The sequence below is a fragment of the Roseateles sp. GW821-FHT09G09 genome (genome assembly GCF_059415965.1).
In genome coordinates this window covers 752,851-772,584 of record NZ_JBWKOG010000001.1, presented here as the reverse complement: position 1 = coordinate 772,584, position 19,734 = coordinate 752,851, and the positions used below count along the sequence as shown (strand labels likewise).

Genomic DNA, 19,734 nt, shown 5'->3' with positions numbered 1-19,734 from the left:
GCTTGCCGGGAGGCAGGCGAAGGAGGGAGATGGAGAAAAGGGGCCGAGGTCGGCTTGATCGCGCACCAACCGGTGCAGTCACATGCCTGCTTTGCGCTTGACAGCCAACGCCAGCGCGCCCAGTCCCAGCGCGAACAGCAGCCAGGTCTGAGGCTCCGGCACGCCGGGCACCACCGGCAGGTCACCGCCGCCGCTGCCGCCGCCCTGCGGGATCTGCGGCAGCGTGATGATGCCGGGACCGCCGCCGACGGCCGGGCCCCCGCCGCCGCCCGCGCCGCCGCTGCTGCTGCCCGGGGTGGGCGCGACCAGGCTGGTATCGGACGTCGCCGTCGGCGGCAGGCCGGCCGTACGCGCAAAGCTGCCCGGATCGCCCGCGCCGCCATCGGCGGCACCGGCCGCCGGCGGCTCGAACATCAGCGGATCGTCCTCGTTCTTCGCCGTCTGGGCGCCGCCCGCGGCAGGCTTGAGATTGCCGCGCGAGATCCGGCTCACGTTGCGGCAGACCGTCGGCACCAGGATGCACTGACCGTCCTCGCAGTACACGAGGCCGCGCTCCAGCGTCTGCGCGGTCCACTTGCCGCGCGTGACGGTCTGGCAGACCGATCCGGCGCCGAAGTGCATGTCGCGGATCTCGGTGCCGTAGTCGTAGCGGCCGACGATGCTGTCGCGATGGATGTCGACGATCTCGTCGTACTGACGCGCCGCCATGCGTTGCTTCAGCTTCGCGCGCGTGGCCGCCGGGATGTCCTTGTACCGGTCGACGGCTGCGACCAGATCCCCCATGAAGGGGTTCACCCCGGGTCGGTCCCAGGAACAGTTCGGCAGCGTCACCGTGGACGCAGCCAACGCGAATGCGGCCACCAACGACATGACAGGTCTCTTTATTCGGCGGCCGCCTCCGTGAGAACACCTCGTCGGGGTCAGGCCTTGCCGGCAGTCTTTCCTGTATCCATCCGTGCGCTTGAATCACCGGATGTGACAGGAATTGGTCGGCAGTGTAGGGAGCGAACCCCCGTCGTTCCTGGGCCTCCCCCTCAGCCGAGGGTGTGGTCGCGCGTGGTTTTTGTCACACCGGTCTCGCAGTTCGCACAGGCCGGGTAAGAGCACCGCCGGCATGGACAACGCTGCCGTCCCGGGGATTCGCTGTTATCGTTTCGTTTCCCCTGCCCGCCATCGCCATGTCGTCCCCCTCCGCCGCCGCCCGTCACGTCCTCTACGTCGAGGACGACCGCATCAACATCGTGCTGATGGAGGAGGTGTTCCGGCTGATGCCCGGCTGGACGCTCGACATCGCCGAGACCGGCGCGCAGGCCATGGAAGCGCTGTCGCGCGTGACGCCTTCGCTGGTGCTGATGGACATGAACCTGCCCGACATGAACGGGCTGCAGCTCATGGCCCTGGTGCGCGCCGAACCGCGGTTCGCCACCCTGCGCTGCATCGCGCTGTCCGCCGACGTGATGGACGACCAGCGCCAGCGCGCACGCGCCGCCGGCTTCCAGGACTACTGGCTCAAGCCGATCGACGTGCGCCAGTTGCGCGCGGCGCTCGAGCGGCTCTGAGCCGCTCGCGATCGCGCGCTGACGCCGACCGCTGAGGCGGACGCAAAAAAGCCCGCGCGAGGCGGGCCTTGTCCGGAATGCGGAGGAGCCTGTCGGCCCCGGCCGCTCAATCCTTCAGGTGGCTGTTGATCAGACGGGTCATCTCGAACATGTCGGCCTTGGCCTTGCCGAAGATTTCCTTCAGCTTGGCATCGGCGTTGATGACGCGCTTCTGCGCAGCGTCCTGCAGGTTGTGCTTCTTGATGTATTCCCAGACCTTCTTCACCACGTCGGTACGCGGCAGCGGCTTGTCGCCGACGATCGCGGCCAGCGCGGGGCTGGGGGTCAGGGCCTTCATGAAGGCGGCGTTGGGGGTGCGCTTCTTCGCGGGCGCGGCAGCCTTCTTCGCAGGAGCTGCCGCCTTCGTCGCGGGCGCGGCCTTCTTCGCCGGTGCCGCCTTCTTCGCGGGCGCGGCGGCCTTCTTCGCCGCCGGTGCCGCCTTCTTGGCCGGTGCCGCCTTCTTGGCGGGCGCAGCCTTCTTCGCAGTTGCCATTTCGATTCTCTCCATCAAGGGTTGTTGATGTGCCGGGCCCTGGTGAAGGTCTGACGCCTTCGGTACTCGATGGCACCCTGCGCGGGCAATGGTACTGCGCACCTCTGTCATTGAGAAGGCTTTACCAGGGGGGAAACGGCCTCGAAGTCAACGTCGTCCCCCGTGTTTGTCGCAGGCGCGCATCAATCTCCGCATGTCCTACGCGCGCCGCACGTCTTCACCTACGGGGTTCCCCGTGGTCGACACGCTCAGTAGACGTCGCGCCGGTAGCGGCCGTCGCGGATGAGGGCGTCGACATCGGCGTCGCCGAGCGTCTCGCGCAGCACCGCGTCGACCGCGCCGGCCATGCCTTGCAGGCTGCCGCAGACGTAGAGCGCCGCGCCGTCCGCGACCCATTCGCGCAGCGTCTGCGCGTGGCGCGCGAGCAGATGCTGCACGTGCACGCGCTCGGTCTGGTCGCGCGAGAAGGCCCAGTCCGCCCGGGCGATCAGGCCGTCGCGCTGCCAGGCTTCGATCTCATCGCGGTAGTGCGCGTCGTGGGCCGACTGGCGCTCGCCGAAGAGCAGCCACGCCGGCGCGAGCCCGATGTCGTCGCGTCCGGCGGCGGGGGCGGCGGCGTTCGCCGTGTCCATGCGGGTCGCCGCCCGGGCCTTCAGATGCGCGCGCAGCCCCGCCAGCCCGGTGCCGTTGCCGATGAGGATCAACGGACGATCGGCGTTCGCGCCGATGCGGAAGCTCGCGTGCGCGCGCAGGCGCATCGCCACGCGGCCGTCAAGCGGCGCCCGTTCGGTCAGCCAACCGGAGGCGAGTCCCGGCATGCCGTCCTCGCGCACGGTGCGCCGGACCATCAATTCGACGCGACCGTCCGCGGGCACCGAGGCGATCGTGTATTCGCGCGGCCGGTGCGCGTCGCTGTCGGTGCCGCCGCCGCCGATGGCGTCGGCGTCCTCCGCCCCATCGCCCGCGACGCTGACCTGCACGAGGTCGCCCGCTTCCCAGGTCGGGAGCGGCGAGCCGTCCGCCGGCGTCAGTTCCAGGTGGAACACTGGTCCGCCCTGGCTGCCCGGATTCAGATGCCGCCGCGCACGCAGACGCCACGGCGTGAAGACCGGCATCTCCCATTCCGCGAGATCCGCAGTGCCCGCGAGGTGACTGAGCCGCTGGCGCCAGGACGCGAGCGCGTGTTCGTCGGCGCGGTCGACGTCGATGCGGTCGAACATCGGCCGCGCGCCGCGCTCGCGCAACCACGCGTCGAGCGCGCGGCCGAAGCCGCAGAAATGGGTGTAGGTCGCATCGCCCAGCGCCAGCACGCCGACCTCGAGCGAGGACAGCGCGAGGCCGTCACCCTCCGCCGACATCACGTCGCGCGCGAACGGCGCCGCGCTGTCCGGCGCGTCCCCCTCGCCGTACGTGCTGGCGATGAACAGCGCATGCCGGGCGCCGCGCAAGGCGTCGCGATCGATCTCGCCGAGCGCGGCCACGCGCACCGGCATGCCGGCCAGGTGCAGCGCCCTGGCGGTCTGCCAGGCGATCTCCTCGGCCTGGCCGGTCTGGCTCGCATGCAGCACCAGCACCGGCGGCCCCGCGTCGGCAGCGGGCAGCAGCGCGGCGGCGTCCTCGGCGGCCTGACGCTGGCGGCGGCGATGTCGCCACCCCACGGCGGCGCACATCAGCAGGTAGCACGCGATCAGCAGCAACGCCGCCGCGGGTCGGGACAGGATCGCCGTCATCAGAGCATCAGCGCGCGCATCGCGGTGGAGAAGCGCTCCTCGAATCCGCCGCCCTCGGCCGGCGTGCGACGCCGCCGCAGCAGCGCGGCGAGCCCGAGGCGTTCGGCCAGCGCGAAGCCCTCGTCCGGCCCGAGCACCATCAGCGCCGTCGACCAGCCGTCGGCCCACATCGCGCTGTCGTGAACGACCGTGACCGACGCGAGTCCGTGCCCGATCGGCCGTCGGCTGCGGGGATCGATGGTGTGGGAACGCCGCCCGCCATCGGCCGCGTCGAAGAATTTCCGGTAGTCGCCGGAGGTCGCGACCGACAGGCCGTGCAGCGCGATGCGCACCGGGGCGAGGCCACCATCGGCGGCCGGCGGCTCGAGGTCGACCCACCACGGTTGCCCTTCGGGCTTGAGTCCGGCCCCGCGGAGTTCGCCGCCGATCTCGACGAGGTGGTCCGGCAGACCGAGCGCGGTCAGGACCGCGGACACACGGTCGACCGCGAAACCCTTGGCGATCGCGGACAGATCGAGCGTCGCCTCGCCGGGCTGCGTGAGCACGCGACGCGCGGCATCCCACGGCAACGAGTCCCAGCCGCAATGGACGCGATCGCAGTCCTCGGGGGTCGGGGCTTGGAAGTCGGGCGCGTCGTGGCGCGGCGCGAGCGCGGTCTCCCCCGAAGGCCCGAAGCCCCAGAGCGCGACGAGGGCGCCGGCGGTCGGGTCGTAGGCGCCGTCGCTCTCGGCCGCGATGCGCAGCGCCGCGTCGAGGACGGTGGCGAAACCTTCCGCCAGCGGCCACGAGGTGCCGGCCGCCGCGCGATTGAAACGGCTGAGGTCGGAGCTCGCGTCCCAGCCGCTCATCTGTGCGATCACCTCGTCGCAGACGTGAACGGCGGCCGCCTCGATCGCGGCGAGGCGAAGCCCCGACGGGCCGATGAAACGCGCGGACCAGGTCGTGCCCATGGTCTCGCCGGCGAGCGCGTGCACGGCCTGACCGAGCGCCGGCGGTTCACCGGTGATGCGCAGCGGGACGAGGACGCGCGGCTCGAGCGCAGTGCCCGCGCCCTGCGTCGCCATCGTCCCGCCGGTCACGCTCACTTCGGCAGCACCTCGAAGGTGGCGCTCACGCTGGCGCGCTGCACCGGCGCTTCGCGCGTGCCGGTGGGCGCGTTCGGGCCGCGCGCCGGTCCGGTGCTCGCGCCGATGAAGTAGCGACCCGGCTCGGACCATTCGACGGTGAACTCGCCCTTCGCATCGGACTTGAGTTCGACCTCACCGAACTTGTAGCGATACCGGTTGCCTTCGCGGATCAGCTTGAGCTGCACGTCGGCGGCCGGCTTGCCGTCCAGCACCAGGCGGAACTTCGTCCTGTCGCCGTGGCTCAGGTCGGTGACCGGGCCCAGCGGCAGCAGCTCCAGGCCGTCGCCCTCGGGCTTGAAGTCGACCTTGCCCGCCTCTTCCTTGCTGACGAAGGTCTGCTGGCGGTTGCTCATCACCGTCAGCGCGGTGACCTCGGCATCGGCCGGCACGTCCTTGGCGAAACTCTCTTTGGTGCCGCGGAAGCGCTTGGTATCGCCGCCCTGCTTGTAGGCACCCATCAGCGACTGGCTGACGTTGCTGACGCGCCAGGTGCCGTCCTGCGTCAGCTTCACGTCGAAGCTCTCGCGGTGGCGGGCGGCGCTGCGGTTCTCGGCCTCGACGGTCTTGCCGTCGGGCGCGGTGACGCGCACGGTCTCGAGCTTGAGCGCGCGCTCGAAGTTAAAGAGGTCTTCCGAGACGGCCGCGTCGAACGAGGCCACCGGCTCCTTGCCGTCGAAGGCCGCCTTGTTGGGCAGCAGCCAGGTCATGTGGGCCTGCGCGGTCAGCGGGAGCAGCGCGGCGACTGCCAGCGCGACGGGCGCGACCCGCGTGGCCAGCCGGGTGGTGATCAGCGAAGCGATCGAAGTCTTCATCATGGTCAGTTCCTCCGTGTCTTGTCGTGGAGCCTGTCGCGGCGCGATCAGGGCTTGACCGTCAGTTCGAGCGCGCCGAGCTCGTGCTCGCCCTGCGCCTTCGCGGTCGCTGCCGCCTTCACCGGCCAGGTCAGCGGCAGGCGCTGCACTTCGCGGCCGCCGGCTTCGCGGCTGGATTCGACGATCACCTCGTAGTTGCCCGGCGGCAGCGCGGCCAGCGCGGCGCTCGTGTCCAGCGAGATCGCGTGCTCGCCCGGGGCGCGCGTGGCGGCGGTGACGCCGTCGGCGGGCACCGTCAGGTTGCGGCCGCCCTGGCGCCACCACTGGCGCATGTCCTTGAGCCACTTGGTGCCGGCGTTGTTCTGCTTCTTGGTGTCATACCAGACCGCCAGCTGAGCGACGGCCGGACCGGATTCGCCGGCCTTCTCGACCCACACGGCGATGTAGGGGCGGTGGTATTCGGCGACGTTCAGGCGCGGCACTTCCAGCTTGAGCTGGACCGTGGCGGCCCAGGCGGACGAGCCGACGGCCAGGGTGCCCAGGGTGCCGAGGGCACCGATCTGGAGGAGGGTACGACTTGCGGAGCGATTCATGGTCGAAGTCTCGGTGGAAGGTTGGGAGGATCCTGGCGGCGGCTCGGAGCGGAAGAACGGCAGGTGGCAACAGGGCGACCGTCATCGTGGCGCAGTGCCGGCGCTTGTCGGTCGGTGATCGGTCGGTGATCGGTCGGTGATCGGTCGGTGATGGGTCAATGGATCAGCAGCAGCGCCAGCAGCGCGGGAATCACGAGCCCCAGGCCGACCAGCGGCCAGGTGCTGGGTCGGCTGACCGCATGGAACTTGAGGATCAGCAGACCGGTGATCGAGAACAGCAGACAGGCGACGGCGAAGAGGTCGATGAACCAGCTCCAGGCCGCGCCGGCATGGCGGCCCTTGTGCAGGTCGTTGAGGTAGGAGATCCAGCCGCGGTCGGTGTCCTCGAACTCGACCTCGCCGCTGTCGCGCGCGATGCGGACCCAGGCGTCGCCGCCGGGGCGCGGCATCGCGAGGTAGATCTCGTCGCGGTTCCACTCGGCCTCGCGACCGTCGACCGCGCGGCCCAGCGCCTGGGCCAGCCACGCGCGCACGGGGGCGGGCACCGGGGCCTTGACGTCGGGCTCGTTGGCGGACTTCGGCTTCAGCGGCGCGGCCAGCTCGTCCGGCAGTTGCGCGGTCTTGCTCACGATGGCCGGCTTGGACTCGATGTCGGCGGCGTGGTTCAGCGTGATGCCGGTGACGGCGAACAGGATCATGCCGATCAGGCAGATCGCCGAACTGATCCAGTGCCACTGGTGCAGCTGCTTCAGCCACCCGGACCGCTTCGCCGAGTTGGCGGCATGGCTGCCGGAATGACTGCCCGAATGGGCGCTCTTGGGTCCGCTCATGTCTCGGCCCAGAGCCGCAGCAGGTTGTGATAGTGGCCGGTGAGCGCGGTCGTTTCGGCGTCGTCGCCCAGACGTCCGCGCAGCTTCTGGATGGTCTGGTCGAGCTCGAACAGCATCGCGCGCTGCCAGTCCTGGCGGATCAGGCTCTGCGTCCAGAAGAAGGAACAGATCCGCGCGCCGCGCGTCACCGGCGTCACGCGGTGCAGGCTGGTGCTCGCGTAGACGATGAGGTCGCCCGCGGGCAGCTTCACCTCGTGCGTGCCGTAGGTGTCGACGACCTCGAGCTCGCCGCCGTCGTACTCGTCGGGCTCACTCAGGAACAGGGTGGAGGACACGTCGCTGCGCAGCGGCTGGTCGGTGCCCTGCTGGCGCATGATCGCGCCGTCGACGTGGAAGCCGTAATGCTCGCCGCCCTCGTAGCGGTTGAACAGCGGCGCCAGCGTGCGCAGCGGCAGCGCCGCCGAGAGGAACAGCGGATGCCGCGCGAGCACGCCGCGGATGTGCGCGCCGATCTCCTGGGCGGCCGGGTGCTCCACCGGCAACTGCCGGTTCTGCTTGACCTTCGCGCCCTGCTCGCCCACGGTGGCGCGACCGTCGGTCCAGTCGGCGGCGTCCAGGAGCTTGCGCATCTCGCGCACGTCCTGCTTGCTGAGCACTTCGGGGATGTGAAGAAGCATGTCCGGATCGAATCAGTTCAAGAGGCCGGGACGGACGACGGCCCGGCCCTGCCGAGGCAGGGACGGGCCGCGCGTACGCTACCTCAAACCATCAGGCCTGGATCAGAAGCCGATGTTGGCGGAGAGCGTCGCGGCGCGCGGAGCGCCCAGCACCAGTCGACCGCCGCCGTTGTTCAACGAGCTCATGTACTTCTTGTCGAACACGTTGGTGACGTTCAGCTGCAGCGAGACGTTCTTGTTGACGCGGTAGGCGCCCATCACGTCCATCACGGTGTACGCCGGCAATTCGGGCAGGCCGGTCGACGGGGCCGCGGCGACGGTGATCACGCGCTTCTGCTCCGAGGTGTGGCGCGCGCCGACAGCGCCCGTCCAGTCGTTCCACTGGTACGAGGTCCACAACGTGGCGGACCACTTCGGCGTCCAGCGCACGCCGTCCGTCACCGTCTGCGTGGGGTTGGTGGCGGTAGAGGCGGCGCGCTGGTTGATCTGCTTGGTGTCCATGGTCTGGACGCCGGCGGTCACCTGCCAGAAGTTGGTGAGCTGGCCGACGGCGGCCAGCTCGATCCCCTGCACGCGGGTCTTGCCGCCTTGCGTGGCGACGTTGGTCAGCGCGTCCACGCTCACCTGGCCGTCGTTCTCGCTGCGGTACAGCGCGGCCGTCAGGTTCAGACGCTTGTTGAGCAGGTCCCACTTGGTGCCCAGCTCGTAGTTCGTCGTCTCCTGCGCATCCGCCGCCGTGCCGGCCTGGCCAGAGCTGCTCAGCGTGAAGTTGGCGCTGCCCGGAGGCGTCAGCGAGTTGGCGGCGGCGGCGTAGACCGTGCCGTTGTCGGCCAGCTTGTACACGGCGCCGAGGTTCCAGCTCGTGATCCACTTGCCCGCGCCGAGCTTGGCGGTGGTGATCGTGTTGATGTTGGACCCCGTCGCCGCGCCCGGCGCCAGGACCACCGAGCCGGTGGTGGTCTTGATCTTGTAGTGCTCGGTGCGCACGCCCAGCGTGAGCTTGAGCGCATCGGTCACGGAGATCGTGTCCAGCGCGTAGATCGCCTGGGTGATGGTGCTGCCTTCGCTGTCGGCGCCGGTGCGGTAGGGCATGCCGAGCACGTCGCCCGCGTTGGGGTTGTACAGGTTGGCGGCCGGGTTGGCGATCGCGGTGTAGCCGACGCCGTTGATGGTCTGGGTCGTGGTGCCGAAGCCCAGGCTGTCCTGGCTCTCGTACATCAGCTCGACGCCGGTGGCCAGGTCGTGCTTGATGCCGCCCGTGCTGAACGCGGCGTTGATGCTGGTCTGGTTGGCCAGGATCTCGTTGGTCTGGTCCACACGCTGACGCGAGCGGGCGATCTGCCAGGTCGACGGGTCCGCGGTGACGATGCCCGCTGCGGCGCCCGTGCCCGGCACGTTGGTGATGCCGATGATGCCGGTGATCACGCGGTCCATGTGCGTGCGGCCGTAGCGCGAGGTGTTGCGAACGGTCAGGCCGTTGCCGATGTCCATCTCCAGCTTGGCGGTGACCATGTCGGCCTTGACCTTTTCACGGTCGTTGCGGCTGCCGTAGTAGTTGTCGGTGTCCACCTTGGCGGCCGTCTTCAGCGCCTCCAGACCGGCGATGGCGGCGGGCGTCGCGCCGGCCGCAGGGTTCGCCACGGTGAAGCCGGGCCATCCGATCGCCGGGATGCCGCCGTCCGGCACGTTGTTCTGGCGCACATGCTGCGAGTACAGGAAGAAACGCGTCGGCGTGTTCAGGCCGAAGGCGATCCCCGGGGCGATCGCGTGCGTCTTGCGCTCGACGATGTCGCGGCCCGGGACGCCGTTGTCCTGCCACACGGCGTTCAGCCGCACGGCGGTGTTGTCCATCACCTTCCGGTTGACGTCGATCGAGGCGCGCTTGCGGCTCGCGTCGCCGATCGTGATCACGCCGTCGATCGAATCCTCGATCTGCGGCAGCTTGCTGATCAGGTTGATGTAGCCGGCGGACGCGCCGCGGCCCGTGTCGGCGCCCGACGGGCCCTTCACGACTTCGATCTGCTCGATGTTGAACACGTCGCGCGTGACCGCGCCCAGGTCGCGGATGCCGTCGACGAAGGTCGAGGTGCTGGCCGAGAAGCCGCGCATCTGGAAGGTGTCGCCGGCGGAGGTGTTGCCGTTCTCGCCCAGCTGCATGGTGATGCCGGGGGTGTTCTGCAGGGCGTCGATCAGCGACACCGCGCCCTGCTCGCGCAGCACTTCCTTCTTGATGACCGAGATCGTCTTGGGCGTTTCCAGCAGCGGCTGGGTGATTTTCGAAGACGCGCTCTTGTCGGCCTTGTAGTCGGACTGGGCGGTGCCGTCGACCTTCACCTGCGGCAGGTAGGGCGAGGCGGCAGCGGACGCGGTGGCGGCATCGGCCGGAGCGGCGGCGGGCGCGTCGGCGGCGTGGGCCAGGGGCAAGGTCAGGGTAGCGGCCAGTGCGGCCAGCGGCGCCACCGCGTGTTTGCGGCTCTTGATGTAGCGGGACATGGATTCGAGCTCCGAGGGGGAAGTTCTTGTAGGAATCTGGCTCGGCTGGCTGCGCGTGCTGGCGGCGTCGTCCCGGCGCATCACGGCGCACGGTGGCGGGCCCCTCCCTGGTCGCGACTGGCTGGCGGTGGCGGGTGATTGAGGCCGGACAGGTCTCAAAGGTCGCAAATGCTAAGCATTCTCATTTGAGTGTGTCAAAGAAATGCGTGTGGCACGTCCTTCCGCGTGGCGAACGCGCGACGTCCTTGTTTCTGTTCTGTAAAGAACAAAACCCGCGGGACGCAGGCGCGTCGCGCGGGTTTCGAGGCGGTTTGAAGGACCGCTCCCCCGGGCATTACCCGGAGAGACGCTCAGACCGGCGGCGTCAGTCGACCGCCTTCTGCGGCTCCCTGGAACGGTGCTCCGGGAGCTTGGGGGCGGTGCGCAGGCTCCACACCATCGTGATCGCCAGGATAGCCACCACCACGCCCAGGGACAGCAGCACGGGGATCTTGATCACGTCGATCAGCATCATCTTGGCGCCGATGAACACGAGCACCACCGCCAGGCCGTAGCTGAGCAGATGGAACTTGGACGCCATGGCTGCCAGCAGGAAGTACATCGCGCGCAGACCCAGGATCGCGAAGATGTTGGAACTCAGCACGATGAACGGATCGTTGGTGATCGCGAAGATCGCCGGGATCGAGTCGACCGCGAAGATCACGTCGGTCATGCCCACCAGCGCGATCACCAGCAGCATCGGGGTGGCGATGCGCTTGCCGTTCTCCAGCGTGAAGAAGCGCTCACCGTCGAAATGCTTGCTGACCGGCAGCACGCGGCGCAGCAGTTTCAGCGCGGGGTTGTCCTCCAGGTCGGGCTCCTGGCCGGCCGCCCACCACATCTTGATGCCGGTGATCAGCAGGAAGGCGCCGAAGAGGTACAGGATCCAGTGGAACTGCGCGATCAGCCATCCGCCCACCAGGATCATCACCGTGCGCAGCACGATGGCGCCGATGATGCCCATCATCAGCACCCGCTTCTGGTAGGCCGAGGGCACCGCGAAGTAGGTGAAGATCATCAGGAAGACAAAGATGTTGTCGACCGCCAGCGACTTCTCGATGAGATAGCCGGTGATGAATTCCAGGGCCTTGGTGTTGGCCAGTTCCGTGCTGCCGGTGCCGTCGCGCACGGCCCACCAGAGCAGGCCCATGAAGGCGACGCTCAGCGCCACCCATACCAGCGACCAGTTGATCGCTTCCTTCACGCCCACGTCGTGCGCGCCCTGCTTGCGCAGGACGACGAAGTCCAGGATCAGCGACACCACGACGATGCCGACGAATACCACCCACAGCCACATGGGGACGATCGTGCTCATGAGAGCTCCTTGCAAGAGGCGGATGGCGAGCATGCGCCATCCCGGTTTCAACGACAACGCACCGCCACAGGCGGCATGGTGCGGCCCGAAAGGTCTTGCAAGGCTGATGCGGGCTCGGGGTCGGGTGACCCGGCGAGTCCGGCCTCAGGTGCAGGGCCCGGCTGCCTTCACGGCAACGTCTTGACGGGCGTCTGCCGCGGCCAGGGCCGCGCGGCTACTCCCCTTTCGGAAGGTTCGGATTATCCTGTACTTTCATATTTTCAACTTCGCATTTTCCTGATTGCAGGTGCCGGTATGCTGAGTGGCATGAAAACGCTGACCCGCTGGATGCTGCTGGCCGCTGCACTGCTGCTCGTGGCCCATCTGTACCCGGGCGTCCAGGTGAAGGGCTTTGTCACCGCGCTCATCGCGGCCTTCGTGCTGGGCCTGTTCAACACCATCCTGCGGCCGGTGCTGGTGCTGCTCACGCTGCCGGTGACCTTGCTGACGCTGGGGTTGTTCCTCTTCGTCATCAACGCGCTGCTGTTCTGGGCGACGGCCAGCGTTCTGGACGGCTTCACCGTCGCCGGTTTCGGCGCGGCCCTGATCGGCTCGCTGATCTATTCGCTGTGCGGCATGGCCATCGACGTGCTGATCGAACGCTTGTTCCCGGACAGCGAATGACGACGCACTGAATGACGAAGGCCGCTCCCTGGAGCGGCCTTTGCATTGGAAGCCTGGCGATCAGGGTTCCGCGCCGGGCGGCACGCCACGCGGGTACATCTCCATGAGCATCTGGCGACGCTCGTAGCGCAGGTCGCGCAGGCGCGAGTCGATCACCGAGGCCTCGAACTGGTCGGCCGATCTGGCGCGGCCTTGGCGCTCCGCCGAGGCGAGGCGATCGATCGCCCCGGTGATGTCGCCGAGCGCCGCCCGGGTCTCCCCCTGCGCGCGCAGCGAGCGCAGCGGCTGGCCGAGCTGCTGCCACAAGGTCCCGCTTTCCTGCCAGGCCAGAGCGTCTTGTGCGTGCAGCGCCAAGTGCGTCTGCAACGCCTCGGCGGCTTCGCGCTTCACCTCCGGCCGCGGATCCGCCTGCGCCAGGTCGGCGCGGATCATCAGCATCGGGCGGGAACGTTCGTTCTTCAGCGGCTCCAGCGCCGCGAAGCCGGCTTCAGGCTTCCCACGGGCAACTTCCAGTTCGGCATGCGCGTAGACCAGCAGGCGCTTGGCGCCAGGATCGGCGCCTAGGAGACCAGCCAATGCATCGGCGGTCTTCAGGGTGGCTTCGGCGCGAGAGAAGTCGCGCAGCTTGATCGACGCGAGCGCGCTCGTGTAACGGGCGGCCAACTGGTCGATGTTCTTCTCTCCGGCCCTGGATCCGGCGTCCAGGCCCTGCAGCACACGCCAAGGATCGGTCCGCTGATCCATCAACACCTTCGCACGTGCGGCCATCAAGGCGTGCTCCGGAGTTCCGATCAGCTTCGCTTGAGCGCTCGTGCCCAGTCGGGCCTTCGCTTCGCCAATGCGTTCGCTGGTCAACGGGTGGCTGCGCAGATAGGGGTACTGCCCCGAATCCATCAGGTGATACGCCTGCTCCATCCGCTCGAACATGCTAGCCATGCCGGCCGGCTGGTAGCCGGCCTGCGTCATGACCTGGAAGCCGACGCGGTCAGCCTCGCGCTCCATGTCGCGCGAGAAGTTCAATTGCGCCTGTGCAGCGGCCGCCTGGCTGCCGACGATCACCGCCTGAGCGCCGTCCATGCTGCGAGCCTTCGCCGCGGCCAGGATGCCGAGAAGCAGACCCACCGTGGCGAGCGCGCTGGTGCGGGAGTCTCCGACGATGCTGCGCGCAATGTGACGCTGAGTGACGTGCGACAACTCATGGCCCATCACCGACGCCATCTCGTCGCGCGCCCCGGTCATCGCGATCAGGCCCAGGTGGATCCCCACGTAGCCGCCCGGCAGCGCGAACGCGTTCACCGACCGGTCGCGGACGAGAAAGAGCTCCCAGGCGAAGCGATCGCTGGTGTCGTCGCTGATGTTGCCGAGTCGACGCGCGGCATCCACCAGCGGCTGCCAGGTGTTTTGCGCGTACTCAAGCAGAAGCGGGTCGTCGAGGTAGTCCGGGTCCGGGCGGATCTGCCGCATGACCTGATCGCCGAGCTTCTTTTCGGCGCTGATGCTCACGTCGGCGGACACCGAGTCGCCCAGGGCCGGCAGGTTCACCTGCGCGATGGCGCCCTGACCGAGCAGGGACGCGCTGAGCAGCGCCGCCAGGCAGCGCCGGGTGAAGGGAATGGGGTTCGTTCGCTTCAAGGGATCTCCAGGGCGGGAACTATGATGACGCCTCTTCGGTTTCGCGATTGTTGCCGCGCTCATGAGCTCGTCTCTGACCCATTTTGACGCCAACGGACAAGCCCACATGGTGGACGTCTCCGGCAAGGATGTCACGCACCGCGTGGCCCGGGCCGCGGGCCGCATCCGGATGAAGGCCGAGACCTTGGCGCTGATCCGCGATGGGAACGCCAAGAAGGGCGATGTGATCGGGGTGGCGCGGATCGCCGCGATCCAGGCCGCGAAGCGAACTTCGGATCTGATCCCGCTCTGTCACCCGCTGCCGATCACGCGAGTCACAGTGACGTTCGAGCTGGATGAGTCGTCGAGCGCCGTGATCTGCACCGCGCAAGTCGAGACGCTTGGGCGCACCGGGGTCGAGATGGAGGCGCTGACCGCCGTGCAGGTCGGCCTGCTCACCGTCTACGACATGTGCAAGGCGGCCGACAGAGGCATGGTGATGGAGCAGATCCGCGTGCTGGAGAAGCAGGGCGGGAAGTCGGGCGACTGGCACGCCGAAGTCTGAACGCATCGGTCACTCAACCGATCTCGCCCTCATCGGCGCCCTCAGCGCAGTTCGCGGAAGCTGTATTCCCGCTGAGGCGGTTCGCACTGGAACGGTTTCGCCGCGGCACCGAGCGTGGCCACCTCATCGCATTCGGCGAGCCAGTCCTCGCTGGCCGCGTTGCGGAACTCACGCAGCCGCTGCACCAGATAGCGAGCCTTGTCGATCTCCCCCACCGCGTTGAGCGACTTCGCCCAGGACATCAGCAGGCGCGTGTCGATGAGGTGATGGCCGGTCTGCCGCGAGGCCTCGAGCGCCACTGCGCCGGGCGGCTGAACCGTCGCTTCGGCGTAGTCGGCCTGCAACGCGAACAGCGGGGAGCGCTGGCCGGCGGCAATGCGATCGTCCAGCGATGCGGCGCTCGCTGGAGGCGCGTAGATGTGGACGATGCGCAGGTAGTCCATGACCACCAGCGGTACCGCCGCCGTGATCGCCAGCCCGAGTGCGACAAGCGCCGGGCGCCGATGCGGCGATCCGGCGTCCGCGCGCGCGAGGGCCTCGCTTTCCGGCTTGTCGCCAGCGCGCTTGCCCGACCAGCACAACCCGTAGGCCAGCGCGGCGGGCAATAGGAAATAGGCATACCAGAGCGGGTACTCGACTTGGCTGTGGACGCCGATCATCGCCACGAGCATGCCCGCGCAGTGGCCTGCAGGGCCGCCCCGGACGGCACGCCAGAGACCGATCGCCAAGCCCCAGGTCAACAGCGCCAGCGTCAGCAATCCCAGCGGCAGGCCCATCTCGACGAGCAATTGCATTTCGAGGTTGTGCGTGTGATCGAAGAACGCGACCGGACGATCAGGGAACGGCGTCAGGGTCCAGGCGAGATTGAAATCCCCCCAGCCTGAGCCTGTCAGCGGGTACCTCGCGAGCAGGCCAAGAGCGTTCGCAAGAATCGCGAGACGCGCCGGCGAGCCAGCCCCCTCGCCGGAGAGGCGAGACTGCGCACGGAAGGCGTGATCGCCCAGCGCGGCGTACAAGTCCATCAAGCCCCAACTGATCGCGAACATGACCGCGGTTGATCCCAGCGCGATTCGCACGCGCGGTGACAGGCGCCAGTCGATCGCTCCCCAGATCACCAGCAGAGCGATGCCGATCCAGCCGGTGCGAGAGCCGCTGAGCAACACGCAGAAGACAAAGAGGAAGAGCAGGACATACAACGCGCAGGTGCCTGCCATCGCGCTGCCGAGCCGCCTGGCCAGCCATCCGCCCTGCTCCAGCCACACAGCACCGACGCATGCCCACATCAACAGGCTGGCGAGGTGATTGGGTTGCCGCATGTTGCCGACCGCGCTTCCCACGACGCCTGAGCGAGCGATGAGGACGCCGTTGGCGAGCTCCGGAAAGAACATCTGCACGATGCAGACGACCACACTCAGCAACCCCGCGCCGACGAGCGCGACGCAGAAAAGCGTCAGCACCGCGTCACGCTGTCGACTCGTTACAGCGCGACCGACCTGCACCGCCACCAACGCGCCAAGCAACATCGCCATGCTCGTGAGAGCCATCGACCAGGGGAGTCCGTGCGTGAGGGGCGCTACCGCCGCGACGACGGTCATTAGGAGCAGGCCCAGCGACACGCCGTCGAAGCGCCAGCCCGATTCGAGAGAGCGGCTCCACGCAAGGCCCGCGACCAGCAATCCCAGACCGGCGAAGGCTGCCAGCTGGTTGTAAAGCGTTGCCGACGGCGTCTGGTTGTAGGCAATCAACGGCGCCAGGGTCACGCCGATCAGCAGACCGATCAGAGTCAGGACCTGGAGATGGGGCGCGGTAGAGGAGGCGGAGAAATCGGCGGCGGGCGCTGTCGCGGCGAGCGTCATGAACGGTCCGGGTCGTGGGGACAGGGCGGAACTCTAACGGCAGGCGAGCATTTCGCCTGACCGACCCTGCACGGCGGCGCGGTCAGAAACCGTCGATGGGAGCGAAACCGATCGGGTCGCCGGTCGATCTGTCTATAAGCACAGACCAATCGTAGCGGCGGGCCACCAGAGGGATGTAAAGGAGTTGATCGATGGGTTTGCCGGTTTTGGCAGCCGCTTCACGCGCGGCGGTAGCGTCTAGGCCGGGCTTTGCAAGGATCTGAGCCAGCGGTTTGCCTACCTTGAGCGTTGCGGCCCGCGCGGCTCCATTCCACGGCCGCCAGAAGCTGGGGCGTGCGCCTATGTCCGCGCCGGCAAGCCCAAAGATGACCGCATCGAATTTTTCATCCGGATCTGGGTCCCTCGTGTTGACCAGTACTGGACCTGTCAGCGAGATGCTTTGAAGGCCGGGTGGAGCTTTCGACAACTCCGATTCGATGATACCCGCCGCGATAGTGAGGCGGAATCGCTCCCCTTCAAAAGCCAAGGCGGCCGGTCGGGCGATATAGACCGTATGCAGTCCATAGGCCAGCGCCGCCAATTGGATGGCGATGATGATCGCCATGTCTCGGACAAGCTCACCACGCGGCTTGGTCACATTGAAGATGGCAAGCGTGATCAGGGGGCCGAGAATCACGTCGCTACCGGAAACGATGCCAAACAGTTCCGCACCGCCAGAAACTATGTAATACGGCCATGGGTACCAGAGCAGAAAGACAAGTAGCGATGCCAACAGTGCGACAGCGACGCTGCCCAGCATGTGCCAGCCTGCGGCCTTGAAACGGAGAACGAGAGCCTGCTTCATTGGGACGCGATTGTGATCGACACCAAAAGCAGAAAAAGGGGCCATTCGGCCCCTTTTCAACTTTCAATCTTCTGCTTACTTGCAAGCAGCCGACAGGAACTTCTTGTTGATGTCGCTGGAGCAGGCCCAGGTCACTTGCTCAGAGCCGGCCACGCCGCCACCAGCCGTCAAAGTGATCTTCTTGGTGTCAATTTCCGCATCGCCCGTACCTTTGGCTTCCGAGGTGATCGCGGCGCCAGTCCACTTCACTTCTTTGACGTACGTGCTGTTCGACGGCGGAATGACGATATCGCCGGCGGCAGGCAGCGATCCCTTGACCGAGGCCCATTCCTGGATCTGAGCCTTGGGCTGAGTGGCGGCGACCATCACTTCAGAGACCTTCGTCTTCTTAATGTAGTCCGAATACGCCGGCAGCGCGACGGCGGCCAGAATACCAATGATCGCCACGACGATCATCAGTTCGATCAGGGTGAAACCTTGTTGAACGCGCTTCATAGAAACTCCAGAGAGAAAGTGGGGTAGAGACGGACCGAATGTACGCAGGGCCCGTGCCAGCCCGTTTTCGCCCTCGACTGTGATCAACTTCACGGCCTGTCGATCACCGCTGAACTTCAAGTGACGTTTTTTGTCAGCCGATGCCCGCCGCAATCCGTCACTTGCGCTGCACCTGACAAGCTTTGTCAGATCGCGCTGACACGAAGATCTGGCGTCCAGAAGCGACGCAGCCTGCGGCGGTTATCCGGCGCAGGCTGCGAGTCGCTGGTGACACAAGAGGCCGTCAAGCCAGCATGAACTCCTGGAAGTTCTCCAGGGCGGAGATCCGGTGCGTCGTACGCAGACCCATGACCGCATCCATCACTGCGGCGCGTTCTCCGGGCTTGATGTGAGTGATGTGCACGTCGATTGCACCGTCGAGTTTCGCCAGTTCCTCACGAAGCGTCGTCGGGCACAGGTGTTTGCTGATCCCGGCCAACCCACATTCGTCGTCACCAAAGGCGCACTCGATGATCAGATGGGCCACCTTGATCTGCGACAGGCGTTGCCAGAGGGCTGGATTGGGCCCGGTGTCCCCGGTGAAGACCCAGTGCCCCGACGACCCACCGTCGACCGCGAATCCCACAGCTGGCACCGTGTGCGCGGCACTGATGACCTCGATGCAGCGACCGCGGCCCAGATCGAGGCGCTCACCCACCGCAAACTCGTGGAACGTCAACGCAGGCCGCTCGAGAGACGGCAGACGGGTGAAGTCCGGCCAGATCACGCCGTTGAAGACATGCGCGCGCAGCGCCTGCAGGGTTTCGGGCAGTGCGTGTACCTGGACCGGGGTACGGCCCGCCTGCGCACGCCGGCGTTGGACCGTGTCCGCGAGCAGTCCGATCGCCAGCACATGGTCGAGGTGCGAATGCGTGACCAGGATGTGGTCGACCTTGACCATCGCGTCCACGGTGAGTTCGGCCACGCCGCTGCCGGCGTCGATGAGCACATCGTCGTCGAGCAAGAAGGAAGTGGTCCTGTAGCCGGCCGCCAGGGCGCCGGCGCAACCAAGCACGCGAATCTTCATGCCGAAGACTGTAGAGGCACCCTCGCATGACGCTAAGCGCCGAATCCTCGATTCGAAGATTTATTGCCGTCGCTTACGTGACCCCGCCGCGATGCCGTGAAAACCTGCACGCGTGTAGGTGTTCGCCTGACGTCACCGAATCATCTCGATACAGGATGGCGCATCAAAACGACGGCAGCGGCGCCGCAACCGGACACGAAAAAGGGACCTCACGGCCCCTTTGTTCAGAGAAGGGTCGATCACGCCTGGACGAACTGCATCTGCGTGCCCGCCAGTTCGATCACGTCACCGTTCTTCAGCGGGACCGACTCGGCCGTCAGCGGCGCGCCATTGACCACCGGGCGGGCGCCGCCCTCGACGTGCGCGAACACGTAGCCGCTTGGCCGCTTCGTGATCGATGCCACCTGCACACCCGGCTTGCCCACCGTCGTCACGACCTTGGTGAGCGACACCTCGCGGCCCGCCGCAGGTCCATTCAACACCTTGATCGCAGCCGGTGCCGTCGACACCGGTGCCGGGCCCAGCCCGCCGAATGACGACGGCAGACCGAAGCCGCTGCTCGGCGCGGTGCCGGGGCGCAGGATCATCGTCTTCTCATAGTCGGCGTTGTCCTCGACCAGATACTTGATCTTGTACTTGCCGACCTCGATCACGTCGCTATGCGACAGCAACTGCTTCTTGATCGCCTTGCCGTTGATGTACGTGCCGTTGGTCGAGTTCAAGTCCTCGATGAAGACATCCGCCCCGACCATTTGCAGCACAGCGTGCTCGCCGCTGACTGCCAGGTTGTCGATGACGATGTCGTTGTACGGCCGCCGGCCGAGCGTGGTCTTGTCCTTGGTGATCTGCACTTCCTTGATCACCACCCCGTCGAGCGACACCACCAGCTTGCCCATGCTTGACCTCGAGTCCTGTCTTTATTTGTAG

General features: G+C 67.2%; 19 protein-coding genes. 3 read left to right on the top strand and 16 right to left on the bottom strand.

The window, feature by feature from the left end:
* Positions 1 to 78: 78 nt before the first annotated feature.
* Positions 79 to 870: an MHFG family PEP-CTERM protein gene (locus tag AC07O8_RS03365; RefSeq protein ID WP_495046683.1), complete on the bottom strand. Its 792-nt coding sequence runs from the start codon at positions 868 to 870 to the stop codon at positions 79 to 81.
* Between the two features lie 308 nt (positions 871 to 1,178).
* Between AC07O8_RS03365 and AC07O8_RS03360 the strand changes: the two genes are divergently transcribed.
* On the top strand, positions 1,179 to 1,559 hold the full coding sequence (locus AC07O8_RS03360; protein ID WP_495046682.1) for a response regulator: 381 nt from the start codon (positions 1,179 to 1,181) through the stop codon (positions 1,557 to 1,559).
* A 106-nt stretch (positions 1,560 to 1,665) separates the two neighbouring features.
* Here the strand turns inward: AC07O8_RS03360 and AC07O8_RS03355 are convergent, their stop codons facing one another.
* The 9 genes from AC07O8_RS03355 to AC07O8_RS03315 all read right to left on the bottom strand — a co-directional run bounded on the left by AC07O8_RS03355 (position 1,666) and on the right by AC07O8_RS03315 (position 11,707).
* Positions 1,666 to 2,091 carry an SWIB/MDM2 domain-containing protein gene (locus AC07O8_RS03355; RefSeq protein WP_297532171.1) on the bottom strand — a complete coding sequence of 142 codons (426 nt, stop codon included), beginning with the start codon at positions 2,089 to 2,091 and terminating at the stop codon, positions 1,666 to 1,668.
* A gap of 248 nt (positions 2,092 to 2,339) precedes the next feature.
* On the bottom strand, positions 2,340 to 3,821 hold the full coding sequence (locus AC07O8_RS03350) for a sulfite reductase subunit alpha (RefSeq protein WP_495046681.1): 1,482 nt from the start codon (positions 3,819 to 3,821) through the stop codon (positions 2,340 to 2,342).
* Entirely contained in the window at positions 3,821 to 4,906 is a 1,086-nt protein-coding gene (locus AC07O8_RS03345) for an FAD:protein FMN transferase (RefSeq protein ID WP_495046680.1), read from the bottom strand. The genes AC07O8_RS03350 and AC07O8_RS03345 overlap by 1 nt, the downstream gene beginning before the upstream one ends.
* A complete protein-coding gene (locus tag AC07O8_RS03340; RefSeq protein WP_495046679.1) occupies positions 4,903 to 5,763 on the bottom strand; it encodes a DUF4198 domain-containing protein in 861 nt (286 codons plus the stop codon). The genes AC07O8_RS03345 and AC07O8_RS03340 overlap by 4 nt, the downstream gene beginning before the upstream one ends.
* Before the next feature lie 44 nt (positions 5,764 to 5,807).
* Positions 5,808 to 6,353 (bottom strand): DUF2271 domain-containing protein, encoded by a 546-nt coding sequence (locus AC07O8_RS03335; RefSeq protein WP_495046678.1) that lies wholly within the window; start codon positions 6,351 to 6,353, stop codon positions 5,808 to 5,810.
* 155 nt (positions 6,354 to 6,508) lie between these two features.
* A complete protein-coding gene (locus AC07O8_RS03330) occupies positions 6,509 to 7,183 on the bottom strand; it encodes a PepSY-associated TM helix domain-containing protein (protein ID WP_495046677.1) in 675 nt (224 codons plus the stop codon).
* Positions 7,180 to 7,860 (bottom strand): Fe2+-dependent dioxygenase, encoded by a 681-nt coding sequence (locus tag AC07O8_RS03325; protein ID WP_495046676.1) that lies wholly within the window; start codon positions 7,858 to 7,860, stop codon positions 7,180 to 7,182. The genes AC07O8_RS03330 and AC07O8_RS03325 overlap by 4 nt, the downstream gene beginning before the upstream one ends.
* 102 nt (positions 7,861 to 7,962) lie before the next feature.
* A complete protein-coding gene (locus tag AC07O8_RS03320; protein ID WP_495046675.1) occupies positions 7,963 to 10,353 on the bottom strand; it encodes a catecholate siderophore receptor Fiu in 2,391 nt (796 codons plus the stop codon).
* A gap of 364 nt (positions 10,354 to 10,717) precedes the next feature.
* On the bottom strand, positions 10,718 to 11,707 hold the full coding sequence (locus tag AC07O8_RS03315; protein ID WP_495046674.1) for a TerC family protein: 990 nt from the start codon (positions 11,705 to 11,707) through the stop codon (positions 10,718 to 10,720).
* 306 nt (positions 11,708 to 12,013) lie between these two features.
* Here AC07O8_RS03315 and AC07O8_RS03310 point away from each other — a divergent pair, with 306 nt between their 5' ends.
* On the top strand, positions 12,014 to 12,370 hold the full coding sequence (locus AC07O8_RS03310) for a phage holin family protein (protein WP_088408643.1): 357 nt from the start codon (positions 12,014 to 12,016) through the stop codon (positions 12,368 to 12,370).
* A 60-nt stretch (positions 12,371 to 12,430) separates the two neighbouring features.
* On the opposite strand, the gene AC07O8_RS03305 is transcribed toward AC07O8_RS03310, so the two are convergent.
* Positions 12,431 to 14,110 carry a M48 family metalloprotease gene (locus tag AC07O8_RS03305; RefSeq protein WP_495046673.1) on the bottom strand — a complete coding sequence of 560 codons (1,680 nt, stop codon included), beginning with the start codon at positions 14,108 to 14,110 and terminating at the stop codon, positions 12,431 to 12,433.
* Here AC07O8_RS03305 and moaC point away from each other — a divergent pair.
* On the top strand, positions 14,064 to 14,546 hold the full coding sequence (gene moaC, locus AC07O8_RS03300) for a cyclic pyranopterin monophosphate synthase MoaC (RefSeq protein WP_495046672.1): 483 nt from the start codon (positions 14,064 to 14,066) through the stop codon (positions 14,544 to 14,546). The genes AC07O8_RS03305 and moaC overlap by 47 nt on opposite strands.
* Before the next feature lie 41 nt (positions 14,547 to 14,587).
* On the opposite strand, the gene AC07O8_RS03295 is transcribed toward moaC, so the two are convergent.
* The 5 genes from AC07O8_RS03295 to AC07O8_RS03275 form a co-directional block, all read right to left on the bottom strand.
* Positions 14,588 to 16,402 (bottom strand): PglL family O-oligosaccharyltransferase, encoded by a 1,815-nt coding sequence (locus tag AC07O8_RS03295; protein WP_495046671.1) that lies wholly within the window; start codon positions 16,400 to 16,402, stop codon positions 14,588 to 14,590.
* An 82-nt stretch (positions 16,403 to 16,484) separates the two neighbouring features.
* Positions 16,485 to 17,246, bottom strand: a complete 762-nt coding sequence (locus tag AC07O8_RS03290; RefSeq protein ID WP_495046670.1) for a TfpX/TfpZ family type IV pilin accessory protein — start codon at positions 17,244 to 17,246, stop codon at positions 16,485 to 16,487.
* Between the two features lie 75 nt (positions 17,247 to 17,321).
* Positions 17,322 to 17,741, bottom strand: coding sequence for a pilin (locus AC07O8_RS03285; protein ID WP_495046669.1), 420 nt, complete (start codon positions 17,739 to 17,741; stop codon positions 17,322 to 17,324).
* Positions 17,742 to 18,024: 283 nt separating this feature from the next.
* Positions 18,025 to 18,807 (bottom strand): MBL fold metallo-hydrolase, encoded by a 783-nt coding sequence (locus tag AC07O8_RS03280; protein WP_495046668.1) that lies wholly within the window; start codon positions 18,805 to 18,807, stop codon positions 18,025 to 18,027.
* 239 nt (positions 18,808 to 19,046) lie between these two features.
* Positions 19,047 to 19,703: an FHA domain-containing protein gene (locus AC07O8_RS03275; protein WP_297524416.1), complete on the bottom strand. Its 657-nt coding sequence runs from the start codon at positions 19,701 to 19,703 to the stop codon at positions 19,047 to 19,049.
* Positions 19,704 to 19,734: the final 31 nt, after the last annotated feature.

Bases quoted from the DNA above. Each gene is read 5' to 3' on its own strand.
- AC07O8_RS03365 (WP_495046683.1), bottom strand. From the start codon at position 870: ATGTCGTTGGTGGCCGCATTCGCGTTGGCTGCGTCCACGGTGACGCTG.
- AC07O8_RS03360 (WP_495046682.1), top strand. From the start codon at position 1,179: ATGTCGTCCCCCTCCGCCGCCGCCCGTCACGTCCTCTACGTCGAGGAC.
- AC07O8_RS03355 (WP_297532171.1), bottom strand. From the start codon at position 2,091: ATGGCAACTGCGAAGAAGGCTGCGCCCGCCAAGAAGGCGGCACCGGCC.
- AC07O8_RS03350 (WP_495046681.1), bottom strand. From the start codon at position 3,821: ATGACGGCGATCCTGTCCCGACCCGCGGCGGCGTTGCTGCTGATCGCG.
- AC07O8_RS03340 (WP_495046679.1), bottom strand. From the start codon at position 5,763: ATGATGAAGACTTCGATCGCTTCGCTGATCACCACCCGGCTGGCCACG.
- AC07O8_RS03335 (WP_495046678.1), bottom strand. From the start codon at position 6,353: ATGAATCGCTCCGCAAGTCGTACCCTCCTCCAGATCGGTGCCCTCGGC.
- AC07O8_RS03330 (WP_495046677.1), bottom strand. From the start codon at position 7,183: ATGAGCGGACCCAAGAGCGCCCATTCGGGCAGTCATTCCGGCAGCCAT.
- AC07O8_RS03325 (WP_495046676.1), bottom strand. From the start codon at position 7,860: ATGCTTCTTCACATCCCCGAAGTGCTCAGCAAGCAGGACGTGCGCGAG.
- AC07O8_RS03320 (WP_495046675.1), bottom strand. From the start codon at position 10,353: ATGTCCCGCTACATCAAGAGCCGCAAACACGCGGTGGCGCCGCTGGCC.
- AC07O8_RS03315 (WP_495046674.1), bottom strand. From the start codon at position 11,707: ATGAGCACGATCGTCCCCATGTGGCTGTGGGTGGTATTCGTCGGCATC.
- AC07O8_RS03310 (WP_088408643.1), top strand. From the start codon at position 12,014: ATGAAAACGCTGACCCGCTGGATGCTGCTGGCCGCTGCACTGCTGCTC.
- moaC (WP_495046672.1), top strand. From the start codon at position 14,064: ATGAGCTCGTCTCTGACCCATTTTGACGCCAACGGACAAGCCCACATG.
- AC07O8_RS03305 (WP_495046673.1), bottom strand. From the start codon at position 14,110: ATGTGGGCTTGTCCGTTGGCGTCAAAATGGGTCAGAGACGAGCTCATG.
- AC07O8_RS03295 (WP_495046671.1), bottom strand. From the start codon at position 16,402: ATGACGCTCGCCGCGACAGCGCCCGCCGCCGATTTCTCCGCCTCCTCT.
- AC07O8_RS03290 (WP_495046670.1), bottom strand. From the start codon at position 17,246: ATGAAGCAGGCTCTCGTTCTCCGTTTCAAGGCCGCAGGCTGGCACATG.
- AC07O8_RS03285 (WP_495046669.1), bottom strand. From the start codon at position 17,741: ATGAAGCGCGTTCAACAAGGTTTCACCCTGATCGAACTGATGATCGTC.
- AC07O8_RS03280 (WP_495046668.1), bottom strand. From the start codon at position 18,807: ATGAAGATTCGCGTGCTTGGTTGCGCCGGCGCCCTGGCGGCCGGCTAC.
- AC07O8_RS03275 (WP_297524416.1), bottom strand. From the start codon at position 19,703: ATGGGCAAGCTGGTGGTGTCGCTCGACGGGGTGGTGATCAAGGAAGTG.